This window comes from bacterium (genome assembly GCA_028821235.1).
In the GTDB taxonomy this organism is placed as follows: domain Bacteria; phylum Actinomycetota; class Acidimicrobiia; order Spongiisociales; family Spongiisociaceae; genus Spongiisocius.
Genome location: JAPPGV010000072.1, coordinates 55,086 through 66,374, shown reverse-complemented (window position 1 = coordinate 66,374; position 11,289 = coordinate 55,086). Strand labels below are relative to the sequence as shown.

10 protein-coding genes and 1 pseudogene are annotated in these 11,289 nt (G+C 63.6%); 3 read left to right on the top strand and 8 right to left on the bottom strand.

The window, feature by feature from the left end:
- Both OXK16_07700 and OXK16_07695 read right to left on the bottom strand, forming a co-directional pair.
- The coding region (locus OXK16_07700) for a hypothetical protein (protein ID MDE0375828.1) at positions 1-234 on the bottom strand (234 nt) is incomplete at its 3' end.
- Positions 235-969: 735 nt separating this feature from the next.
- Entirely contained in the window at positions 970-1,569 is a 600-nt protein-coding gene (locus OXK16_07695) for a hypothetical protein (protein MDE0375827.1), read from the bottom strand.
- Positions 1,570-2,035: 466 nt separating this feature from the next.
- Between OXK16_07695 and OXK16_07690 the strand changes: the two genes are divergently transcribed.
- Complete coding sequence (locus tag OXK16_07690; protein ID MDE0375826.1) at positions 2,036-2,284, top strand: hypothetical protein; 249 nt, start codon at positions 2,036-2,038, stop codon at positions 2,282-2,284.
- A 423-nt stretch (positions 2,285-2,707) separates the two neighbouring features.
- On the opposite strand, the pseudogene OXK16_07685 reads toward OXK16_07690, so the two are convergent.
- A pseudogene (locus tag OXK16_07685) lies at positions 2,708-2,797 on the bottom strand (transposase).
- 269 nt (positions 2,798-3,066) lie between these two features.
- Between OXK16_07685 and OXK16_07680 the strand changes: the two are divergent.
- Complete coding sequence (locus OXK16_07680) at positions 3,067-3,339, top strand: hypothetical protein (protein ID MDE0375825.1); 273 nt, start codon at positions 3,067-3,069, stop codon at positions 3,337-3,339.
- A gap of 346 nt (positions 3,340-3,685) precedes the next feature.
- Here OXK16_07680 and OXK16_07675 read toward each other — a convergent pair whose 3' ends face one another.
- Positions 3,686-4,450 carry a metallophosphoesterase gene (locus OXK16_07675; protein ID MDE0375824.1) on the bottom strand — a complete coding sequence of 255 codons (765 nt, stop codon included), beginning with the start codon at positions 4,448-4,450 and terminating at the stop codon, positions 3,686-3,688.
- A gap of 2,097 nt (positions 4,451-6,547) precedes the next feature.
- On the opposite strand from OXK16_07675, the gene OXK16_07670 reads away from it, so the two are divergent.
- Positions 6,548-6,724 carry an AlpA family phage regulatory protein gene (locus OXK16_07670; protein MDE0375823.1) on the top strand — a complete coding sequence of 59 codons (177 nt, stop codon included), beginning with the start codon at positions 6,548-6,550 and terminating at the stop codon, positions 6,722-6,724.
- A 274-nt stretch (positions 6,725-6,998) separates the two neighbouring features.
- Here OXK16_07670 and OXK16_07665 read toward each other — a convergent pair whose 3' ends face one another.
- The 4 genes from OXK16_07665 to OXK16_07650 form a co-directional block, all read right to left on the bottom strand.
- The gene (locus OXK16_07665) at positions 6,999-7,886 is read right to left on the bottom strand and encodes a hypothetical protein (protein MDE0375822.1); all 888 of its coding nucleotides are present in this window, start codon (positions 7,884-7,886) and stop codon (positions 6,999-7,001) included.
- Between the two features lie 178 nt (positions 7,887-8,064).
- Positions 8,065-8,706: a hypothetical protein gene (locus OXK16_07660; GenBank protein MDE0375821.1), complete on the bottom strand. Its 642-nt coding sequence runs from the start codon at positions 8,704-8,706 to the stop codon at positions 8,065-8,067.
- Between the two features lie 441 nt (positions 8,707-9,147).
- Positions 9,148-10,101: a hypothetical protein gene (locus tag OXK16_07655; protein MDE0375820.1), complete on the bottom strand. Its 954-nt coding sequence runs from the start codon at positions 10,099-10,101 to the stop codon at positions 9,148-9,150.
- A 474-nt stretch (positions 10,102-10,575) separates the two neighbouring features.
- Positions 10,576-10,770 carry a hypothetical protein gene (locus tag OXK16_07650; GenBank protein ID MDE0375819.1) on the bottom strand — a complete coding sequence of 65 codons (195 nt, stop codon included), beginning with the start codon at positions 10,768-10,770 and terminating at the stop codon, positions 10,576-10,578.
- Between the last annotated feature and the right edge of the window lie 519 nt (positions 10,771-11,289).

The window sequence follows — 11,289 nt, the reverse complement described above, 5'->3', positions numbered from 1 at the left end:
AGGGTGGGGAAATTCGCTGACCAACTCTGGGGAATTTCGCTGATCGCCATCATCTCTGAACCCGATGATGGCATCCTGAAGCTCCGCATACGCGGAACAATGCGGCCATCCGAGGCTCACCGCCTGCGGAGCGAACGGATCCAACCCCCCAGGATCGGTTCCTTCTGAATCGGCTCCGCAGCCCACCAAAGAAACAACTAGCACAAGAGCCGCGGACAGGTTGATGTAACGCACCTTGGTGGTCCCTCCGGTCGGTGAGTCAGGCCTTAGTTGCCACCAAATGCCTATACAGCAGCCAGACCGGACGGGACCATGCGCAACGGCCTGATCCCGTTTTCTGGCTGCTTAAGAACACCCTCCTACCAAAGTGATAGGTGAGGTTCGGCATTTGGTGGCTGCTCGGCACCATAGCACCGCCCCGACACAGCACACCTGGCCGTAGACCACTATCCGCTACACGCCAAGTTACGGTGGGGTCTTATGTGCTCTGCACGGTCTGCGCCGGCTACGTGGCCGAGCGCGACTTGGTGGTGATCGGGGATGTCTTGGCGACGTCGTGAACCATCCGCCCTGGTACCACAACCTAGAAAGGTGTTCGCCCAAGACCGGGAACGGGTCTCACGGCCGGCTGAGGCCCCCGTGAGAGACACGGCTCGCCCGCTGCGTCATGCCGTGCCCGAAGCCAGGAGCCCCCGCAGCGCCTAGAGAGCACACCCATGGTCCTGCGAGGTCGCCGCGCTAGCGCAAACGTGCCGAGACGACCCCTCTCATGGGTGATACGCAGTGTCCGTGTCCTGCTCCCCGCCCTTGGAGGGGCGGGGTGTGGCTGTACCCGGTGGGTGTGCCACTGTTCCGCCCCTCCCTTGGGTGTCGGTGCGATGCTTAGCTCTGGTTAGCTCTGCGATGCCGCGCCGAGCCCAGCAATGCGAGGCTCAGCTACGCCAAGTCTTCCCAGGCCTCTTCCGGGTTCTATGGGAGGGCTTGTATGCTCTCGACCTCGAAACGTCCGAACTGTCCCGACTTCTCGGGCCGCCAGTTCCCCACCCCGAGGCGGCGTCCCCCTATGTCCAACCAGGTCAGTAGCTGTTCCTGATCTACCAGTTCGGGATCCACGTCGACTCGTATCGTGGCCGCCCACTCATCGAACCGGGCCCGGGTGCGAAGGACCCTGCCAGCTCCCCTCACCCGCACCCCGACAGTGAACTGGGCGGTGCGGGCCAACTCGGTGGCAGTGGTACCAAGGCGGCGGTCGTAGTCGAACTCCTCCACCTCCTCCACCACGAGACCCTCCCGCACCTGGGGGCCCTGTCTCAGCTTGCGGGCGGCTGACTCGATGTTCTTCCGAAACGCTGCCGCAGGGAGAGTAGGCGCTCCATCCTCGTCGAGGTAAAGAGAGACGAGACACTCCAGCTCGCGCAATCGGATGTCGTCGGCGACGGTCCGGTTGCTTCCCCGTTTCTTGGTGATCTGCGCCTTTTCGATGTTGGCAGGCGACCGGGTGTCCAATCCGGCCGCTCCGTTATCAACGATGATCGGGCTAACCCCCCGTACTCTGATCCTGTACCGCATCCGGCGATCACCTCCTTGAACCGGGCTGAGAACTCGAACACGCTGCCCCCAACCCGGACAAACCGACGCAACGTGGTAGCCACCTCATGGCACACCCGACACAAACCCACCAGATCCCCCACCTCAACCTTGCGCCGACCGCAACACCCCACAGAACTACCGCACGGATACACCACCGGGCTGTGATGCACCTCCACAGCCGCGGAGATGCCACAGAACGAACAATCCCCGCCGTTGCGGGCCAACACCCGCCGGCGCAGCTTCCGATAAACCGCCCCGTACGGGTCCCCACAATGCCTTCCCACCCGGGGCGGGTCTCCTGCCGATATGTCCATCAAGGGGGCACCTCCCGAACACACACCGTACCGTACATACTTACAGTACCATAAGCTAGTACGGCACCGTGGGCAAGTGAGGTAGACACACACCAGGTACCATCGGAGACGACGCCACCCCGGGCCGCCGTGTGAACCCCGAACACCCAGACCACAACGACCGGTACCGGCGGGTCCGCCAAGCCTGGGACACCTACCAGGCCGTCGAACAAGCCCGCGCCGACGCCTCCGCCGAGCTAAACGCCGAACTCGCCACCGCCCGCAATGAAGGAGTCACCATGTACCGCATGGCGAAGTGGCTCGGAATAACCGAACGAGCAATCAAGGTACGACTCCAAACACACGACCGAACCAGCAACCCATCACCACCCACCGACTAACCCAACCTGACCCAGGTCTCCGCCTACCCGAATAGGCCGCGTGTGGTCAAGCCGCTCTAGCGGTGCCACGGCATTTGGCCGGACGATTCCTTCGACGACGACCACGCGGGGGCGTCCCCTTCCGCGCACGTGCGGGGCGGCTAAGGATGAGGGCTGGTCCAAGTCTGAGTTTGTTCGAGCTTGGAAGGCTGCCGGGTCTCCGAGCCGTTACGACCGTGACGGTGACGGCGACCCCTGCGAAAGTCTCTAGACGCTGGCGCCTTTGACGCCGTGGTATAGCTCCCATTCGGGCCAGTCGCGTGGTGGCCAGTCATCCAGGGGCAGCAACCGTGCCGCTAGTTGGCTGAGTTTAGCGGTGAGCCGCCAGTAGGTAAGTCGCTTCCCGACTAGGCCCCGAGCGACTGCGGCCATCTGGTCGGTGGTGGACTGTCGTCGGGTGTTGTGCCGTCCTGCGAACTCGTTCACGTACCGTTGTAGGTGTTTGGGGCTCATGTGGTGGTAGGTGCCGTAGTAGGGGGACGGGTCCGGGTAGCTTCCCCATGCCCGGACCACCCGACGCCTCAGGCACTCCCGCAATGCCAGTTTCGGACTCCGATGGCGCACTTGCAGTTCCTTAGAACGCGAAAAAGAACGCGAAAAAAACCGTGCCAGCGCATATCCACAACCCTGTGGACAACAGCCCTAGTTCGGTAAACTGCTAGCCGAGAAAGTCAAGACCCGCCTGTTGCCGCAGACGGGTCGGGGCTTACACGTTCAGATTTCACGATCACAGGAGGTGACCTGTGTGTCCTTATCCTAACACGTCCACGGCGACTTTGGGCGACTCCCGACCGTTCGTAGACCCAATAGTGGCGCGCATGGTCGACGATCAGTTCCGTTACCACCAAGCAAGGTACCCATGGGAACTCGAACCCACCGGCGTGCTCTACCGAAAACGGAGCGCCGGGGCCACAGCAGCGCCTCGGCGTCCCACCCGACCCATCCCGACGGTGTCGTGGAAACTGGAAGTCTTCGAGGATGACGCGGTAGCCGTGCTCACCTGGAATGAAGGGTGAGTCGTGGTCGCGTATTCACCGCGGTAGGCGTGGTCGCGGGCATGACGGGTTTTCTACTGATCGGGAACCACCAGTGGGAGGTCGGGCTGGTCGCACTATCAGTAGCAGGCGCCGCCTTCGCTTTGAGCCCTAAGCGCTAACAGCAGCTTCGGCACTCACGTATATAACTCCCAAAGAAAGCCCGTCGACAACACGTACTAGACCTCGATGGATCAGCGAGGACCCGCCCGTGTCCGCTTGTTCGGGGCGGGTGAGGCCGTCGGGCAGCTACTCGCGCACCATCATCACCTTCCACTGACATTGGGGCGTGTGGTTCCGATCCGGCCCGTCATGTCCGGTGGGTCGGCTAGGTGACGACTCGTAGGTCTCCCTTGCGGTCGCGTTCCACTACGGCAACGCCTTGTACCCGATCAGGGGTGTTGAGCGGTTTGGCCAGGCATAGGACCTGGGTGGGGCCGATGCGGGCTCGGTGGTCGTGGTGCATGTGACCGCAGGCATGGATCCGGGGTCGTATCGCTTCGGTTAGTTGACGCACCGCCGGGTCGCCTACCGGTTTGCCGTCGCGGTTGGTGCCCACTCCCGACGGCCAGTCATGCGTCAACAGCACATCGACACGTCCATGGTGGCGTCGGGCCACACGGGAGAGTCGTTCCACTTCGGACCGGTGCCAGTAGATCCGCTGCTTGGGGTCGTTGCGTTTCAGTTCTGGGGTGTCGCTGTATTTGCGCGAGTAGATACCCGACAAGAACCCGACGTTCACGTCGGCTACTTTGCTAACACCGTAGCGGCCCAGCCACCACACTCCCGGTGCCCATTCCCCTGCCCCGGCTTGGTCCAACGCGGGATAGGGGTCGTGGTTTCCCCCGATGAAGTACAGGGGCGCGCCCAGGCTGATGTCACCGGCTGCTACCCGTGGGAAGTCGCCCACCTTGCGGTAGCGGGGCGGTCCCACCACCCCAAGATGATCTTCGTACCCTCGGTTGGGTTCCACGTCCCCCACGGCGAGTATGAAATCAAGCTGGCCCCACTTGTCGCGGACCCTCTCTAGGGCGTCTGCGAGGTCTTCGAACCTGCCGTGGATGTCGCCCACAACGGCGAATCTGGTTCCCATGATCTTTCCAGCCTAGGACTAGTGAATCTGGTAGTCGGACAAGCGGCGAGAGTCCGTCACCCCTGGCGGGAGCCGATTGGGATCCGACGGGGTGCCACATCGCATGTTGACAGTGCCGCCGGCAACGCAAGCCGGGCATCATGCCCGACCACCCCCGAAACCCGGTCGCACATCCCCGACCGGGGACATACGTCCCACCACCCCCCTGGGACATGTGTCCCCATTTTAATGAAAACTTGACTCATCTTTCAACGTTGGTTGACGGCCTAGGTTCGGGACATGTGTCCCACTGCGATCCGGGACCACTGGTACGTGGGTCACCAGCGCTGGGTCCAGACATTCGGCTTTTGGATGCCTTGATCCGGATGATCCATCTCCCCCCCCTCGCGGGGTGTGGTTCATTTCGTGTTCGTAGCTGACGGCCTAGCGAACACCGGCGTGTCCGGGTGGGCAGCGTCTGGCTGAATCCCCATCACGGGTCGGGGTCGGTTCCGCTACATTCCGGGCATCGATCAACTCGGGTTGAGACTCCCTCTGGATGCTACGGGGAAGGACCAAGGTGTCGAGACGAAGAAAGAAGAAACGCCGGCGGCGACCCGCCCCGGCTCGGAGGCCACAGCCTGCCCCGCCGAGGCTGTCTAGTGCCGGGGTTGAGGGTTCGGCGGCAACAGGGCCTGTACTGGCCTATGACCGGACCGCGGCTCAGCCGTCGCTGTTCGCTGACGCGGCATCGGCTGCGGGTGGGCAGTGTTTGGTGGGCGACGGCGTAGTCGAGCCTCATGTAGCAGACCAGGCTCGGGTTTCTGCGGTCGGGGCTGGGCTTGTCGCCGAAGCCGCCGCTGAGCGGCGCCGCGCGCAGGCCGCCCTAGCGGAGGCTAACCAGAAGCTACGCCGAGCCGTGGCTTCGTATCGCACCGAGGGTGCCACTCTCAGAGAGCTGGGAGAGCTGATGGGAGTATCGGCCCAGGCCGTGCACAAAGACTGGCTCCCCGCGTCGCCGCCCGGCACCGAAACCTGAACGGTTACCCCGTCCGACACGCTGACCACCACACCTCAACACCCTCGCCCGCCGGCCTGTGTCCCCTGGTGGGGGCCAATACTCGAGACGTCCACACCCTCTAACCGCAAGGCCATGGAGCCGTCAGACCCCGGGGGGATCGCGGCCCACTCTGCCCGAGAACCCGACAACCCACCAGAGGCACACGGGAGGAGCGCTAGTTCGAGCAGTACCGCAACACCAGCGCCAACAGAACAGTCGCTAAGCCAGACGAGGAGAACAAGACCCGGGGAAGAACACAGGTCTTCGGATGGTGCGACCGAGAGGGACACGTGTCGCGAAACCGAAGGCTGTCAATGAGGGTTGAAAGGAGAGCCAAGTTTTCATTTAGAAATGCGGAGCCCGATCCGGACATCTGTCCCGCCACAACAACGGGCCCCGCAGCCGGCCGGACTCGCCGGCGGCCCCCACCGCACCACCAGAGGCCTTCTCGCTTGTTGAGCCGCCGCGAAAGCCCAGTTCAGAGGGATGCGCGACCGCATGCGCGACCGGTCGCGGTTGAGCGCGACCGCGACCAGCCCTCACACGCCCACAAGGGGCACACCGTTCCCTCACTGGGACGTATGTCCCCCGGGTGACGTAGCGGGCGGACACACATCCCACCGCCCCGTCAAACCACCCGAGAGGCTCGCCAACTGGCTACCCGAACCTCTCGGCCGTCGTCGGGAAGCGTCTACGTATCGCGCCGCGGTGGGAGACTCGGGTCAGACGCAAGCGCAACCGCAAAGGGGGGAAGCGCGACCGCGGAAGGGGGATGCGCGACCGGATGCGCGACCGCTGGGGGGTGGATGCGCGACCGGTCGCGCTTGAGCGCGACTCCGAGGGGGTGGATCCGCGACCGGGTTGGCGGGTCCTGTGGGTATGTTCGATAGCAACAAGAGGCCCCTTGACGATCCCATCGGACACAAGACAGATAGCGGGCCGGCACTAGGACCGGCGACAAGAGAGGAGATTGCGGGATGAGGAACCAAACCGACAACAGCAGGCCGGGTGGCACTCGTCGACGGTCAGCGGTGCCGCCTCTTAGGGGTAGGCGGATGATGAGAATGCCCGAAGTCATAGACATCACCGGGCTGAGCAGAACCACGATCTGGCGTCGGGAACGGGACGGGTCGTTCCCCCAACCTATCCGTCTTGGTGGGGAACACACCCGGGCGGTGGGCTGGCGGGAACAGGACATCTACGACTGGATCGACAACCTATCCCCCACAGCGTGACCACCCCACCCGAACAACAGCAACTCGCACGTCCCGGAGTCGTTTCCTTCTGGCTGGGTTTTCGTTCCGATCGGTGCCGGGCACGCCGACTGGTGGTACCGATCAAGCCAACACGACCAAAAGAATGGAGTCAACTAGGCAGGCCGCTCGCTTCTCGTGGAGTCCGTAGAGGAGGCGGTAGTGGTGGAACGCCTCGTCAGCACCGCCGCTTCCTCGACAACCGAACCGCTCTTGGCGGCTGGGTACGCCTGCTTGATCGCTGCGGGGAGGTTGTTCAGTCGGACTCCCATGTCTTGGGCGGCTCGAACGGCTCGAAACCAAGCTTCGGGCACCACCACGCAGGGAGCAGGTAGTCGACGAGTTCGTACTGGGGTAGCCGCACGGGGCTCTCCCACACCGGCGTAGGCCACCGCCGTTCCCGCCATCCGAGCACAAACGGGCCCCGACCGCCTGCCGGCGCCGCCGCGGCGAGAGCCTCGCCGAGATCGGGGCGCTCTCCCACATCGGCGAGGTAGCCGGTCTTCATCCACACCGCCCGAGGCCATCCTTCCAACTCGGCCAGCAGCAGATCAAACTCGAGGTTCTCACACACCGCCCACAACCACTCCTGCACGTCCTCCCAGCAGATACGCGACGGTCGGGCTGCGAGGTAGCAGAGCAACGTTTCAGGCTTCCACATCGGCAGCCCCAAGAACTCGTCAAAGCCGATCTGCGGAGCCCACCGGTGAACGCCGTAGTCGGACAGACAACGGGGAACCTTGACCCCCGGAGGCATACCGATAGCCGACCCGACAGGCCGCCACAGCCAGTTATGGAGCATGGCCACCGTCTTGCCCGCGATACACGCCGGCGTGTCGGGCCGCACCCGCATCCGAGCGTGGAGCTCCAAATACCCCGGAGCCCTAGGAGCGCCCAACCGGACCCCCGCGAACCCCCACACACCACGAGTACGCATAGAGAACAACCACCCCGCCTCCCGCAACGCCCTGGCGGTGCTCTGCGGAGCCCGACCGGGAAGCAGCTCGGCCAGATCCCCCAGAGTGACTATTACCCGGTCCTGCTCCCGCAAGGTATTGACCACCCCCACGAGCGCGCCCCTCACCGGCCGCGTGTCCGGGGTGTTCACCAGGTCAGGTAGCAGATCGGCGGTCATGGTGCTCATCGCCCCATCGTACCGAGGGTTATCACATCCGCTGTGATGAGCGGGTGCAGGTAAACGGGATAACCCGCAGCCCGCGGGCCAGACACACGTCGGCTAGCCCAGCAGGGATCGGGGTTCGCCGGAACTCGGATCCGCGCGAGCTGTGCGGATTATCTGCAGATGACCGCCTGGATGGTTCTCACAGCCCGACGCCAGTGCCGATCTTCACGTCGAGGAGCATCCACATCTGGTAGACGACCACGACCAGCATCGTCGGCAGGACTATGGCGGCGGACAGGACTACCACGGCCGTGGTTTCTCGGAGCCAGTCCCACTTCCCCGACGTTGGCGCCACAGCGTGCACTAAACAGCCGATGTAGACCCACATCACTAGTGCCATCCCGCCCGCCACTACGAGCAGCGGGGCCACCACGAGTTGCCCGGCCAGGCCCTCTTGGCGAAGGGCACGCCAGGCCGCTGCATCGACGGTCCCGATCAGCACAGCGAGGGCCACCATCACGGTGGCCGCCACAGCCGAGGTCACAGACACAACAAGGTGGCGGTGGGTACGAAGCTGAGCGTCGGCATGCTCTCGTATCCGTGTCCACTCAACAAGCAAGGTGGGCAGCGCGGCGAGAGTTACGGGGACTGCGACCACCGGGACGTACCAGGTGCCGTACCGGTCGGCGCTGCCGATGGCCACCACCGCCGCAACGTAACTTGTCGCGAACACCACCCGCGGCCAGTAGTGCCGCCCAAGCATGTGCCGAAGCATCGCCCAGCCGCTTAGCGGTAGCCGCTCCTCCAACACCCCCGGTTGCGCCATTGCGGGCTCTGCCAAGTCGCCGCAACCCTTTGAGCACACCTGTGGTGTGTGGGACCGGGGACGTGTCGGCCCCGCCCGCGCGAGGTATCGCCTGCCGCGGCGCGTCACCTCGCACCGAGCCTAAGGCGGGCTCCGGCATCTGCTCCCGTGTCGGGTTCGGGTGTGTCGTACCGAAACACTCGAGTGTCGGGTTCCTCGCCTTCAGTCAGCACCTTGTGTGTCCTAGCCGAACGGGCCACCGCCGAAGGCGCTACCCGCTAGTCCTGTGCCCAGAGGTCGTTGACGACTCGGTTGATGGCTGGTTGGCCGCCCTCGGGCGCTGTGGGGGCCTGTGGTGATTGTACCGGTCGGGAAACTCGGGAAGGTCAAGGTGGCAGCGCCGTTGGTGTCTGGGAGGGTTCTATAGGAGCCTAAGGTCCGGTCGGTCTCCTCAAGCGAACGCTTGGCGAATGCGAATCATGGCGACGTTTCCCCGGTAGTGAGACGAACAATGTGGCGAGACCGCTCAGCCAACCGCACGACCGTGTACATCTCTTTGGCACAGCGCGCCATAACCCAAACCTCGTCGAAGCAGCCCAACGTAAGGCCGTTGACGGACTCAAAAGAGTAAGGCGGGCTGGTCTTGGGACCGAAGTGGTCGTTCAACTGCCAGGCCGAGTGTCCGCCGTCCAATCCCACGGCCAACCATTTGAGGTCTGGTGCGTCAGCCAACTGGTCCTTGCCCGTCTTGATGTCGATGCGCTCTTGAATCGCGGTGCGCAGCGCCTCATGGTCGCCCCAGGCGACACCGCCGCCCACGTTCCCGTGTGTGTAGACCATGCCATGGGGGGCTGGCTCAGGCGGCTTGACCACACTCACCCGCCGCGCTACGAAGGGATCGTCGAAATGGTCGATCAGAAGCTTCGGGTTCCAGAAGCCAGATTGCTCCGCCCAAAGAGGCAGCCACTCCTCGAAGCGCATACCAGCCCGCGCTTCGATCCAAACCCAATCCGCCCGTTCGTAGACAACTCTCCACACGTCAACCAAGCGACGGTTGGCGATGTCGACCATTTCTTCGGGCGTGGCACCAGTGGCTTCCACGTCAGCGAGTACAGGGATCAGCGCATCAACTAGCTGCCGGACCGGTCTTCGTCTGTTGGCTTCCGGTTCCGGATCGCTCACGAGCACGGTCCACTTGTAGGTGAGACGATCGTCGAGCCACTCAGGGCCCGGCCTGTCACCTATCTGAGACCAGAAGCTGTTTCCATACTGATCGGTACGCACAGTCGCCTCGATGTCGGCAACCCGTCCATTTCCCAGCATCATCCGCCACTCGCCGTAGGGGTGAATGCACTCGATACGTAGCGGAACCAAGATTGAAGCAATGGTGTCGCGGGCCACCCGTTCCACAATCTGCGCCAAGCCGCTCATGCCAGCGAAGCTAACACCGATTTCTCGGCTCGTGCGTAGAACAACTGACCCCTCCCGGGCTGGTTCCTAGTTTGGTGCGGGATAGTCGTGCTACCTACACAGAAGCGCGCAACGCAAGGCACACAACGCCGCGGTCCTCTGCCTCGCCCGCCGACACCGCAACATCATCCTCGCCGTGCTCGAAACCCAAACCCCCCTACCAACCCACCAACCCGAAAACCCCACGCGGCTTGACAACAAGACACGCACCCCCACCCGGTTCGAGGGTGCAGTCGGTCTCCGGTTCTCGTCACATCCTCGGAGGCTGTCCCCGCCTGACGCGTCGGGCCTCTTCCGCGGCCGTGGGTGCAAGGTGGTGCGACGAGGAGGATACGTTGGTGGTCGAACACGACGGTTACCTCAAGTTGCCCCACCGAAGCTTTTCTACTACCGCCCGGACCGTCCACACCAGGTGATCGTCGGTTCTCTCCCTAGCTACGACGGCCGGTTAGGCTCTCCCGAGTCGCGGGCGAACTCGGGTTGGGTCTTCTCTCGTAGTCGGCGTAGCTCGCCGAGGTTGTGAGCGGCGAGCTCGTCCCACGCCGCCTGTTCGAGAACATCAACACGGGCGCGGCGTTCGGGGTCGTTATCTATGTGGGCGACCAGTTCGCTGAACTTGCGAGTGCCCATCGGTGTCTCCTCTACTTCCACCAGCATAGAGCAGACTGGAAAAGGGCCATCGGACGGTACGACCATGACCGGTCGAGAAATGGTGTGTGGGTGCTAGGGGGTATGGAGTTGCCCACTTTGGACCGGACTGGCGGGTCCGGTCGGTGAACACCAAGGAGGTGAAGGAAGGTGCCATCGAACCCGCGTTCCGCTCCAACGGGTGCTTCAGCTGGGGACGGACCTCACGACACGACCACCGTGGGTCGCCTCGATCCAATCCGGCACATCGCCTGCAAAAGGGAAGTGAGCTCCTGGGAACCGGCTGCTAGGTAGCGTTACCTATGGTCGGGTGACAGGAGCGCCCGATTGTCGCCTTCTCTGCTTTCGCCGGGTCCTGTGGCCACTTCCTCTCCGATGTCGGCACAAGCCGCGCTTAGGGTCCCCCGGCTTCTAGGGCAGAGTCGTCCTCATCGTCGTCCCACTACGGGAGCCAGTCCGGAGTGCCTTTGTCAAGCAGCCGATGATGAGAACCAGACCCGG

What these genes read in the sequence shown, in the direction of transcription:
- OXK16_07655 (MDE0375820.1), bottom strand. Translation starts at nt 10,101, where the DNA reads ATGAGCGGCTTGGCGCAGATTGTGGAACGGGTGGCCCGCGACACCATT.
- OXK16_07695 (MDE0375827.1), bottom strand. Translation starts at nt 1,569, where the DNA reads ATGCGGTACAGGATCAGAGTACGGGGGGTTAGCCCGATCATCGTTGAT.
- OXK16_07650 (MDE0375819.1), bottom strand. Translation starts at nt 10,770, where the DNA reads ATGGGCACTCGCAAGTTCAGCGAACTGGTCGCCCACATAGATAACGAC.
- OXK16_07670 (MDE0375823.1), top strand. Translation starts at nt 6,548, where the DNA reads ATGAGAATGCCCGAAGTCATAGACATCACCGGGCTGAGCAGAACCACG.
- OXK16_07675 (MDE0375824.1), bottom strand. Translation starts at nt 4,450, where the DNA reads ATGGGAACCAGATTCGCCGTTGTGGGCGACATCCACGGCAGGTTCGAA.
- OXK16_07665 (MDE0375822.1), bottom strand. Translation starts at nt 7,886, where the DNA reads ATGAGCACCATGACCGCCGATCTGCTACCTGACCTGGTGAACACCCCG.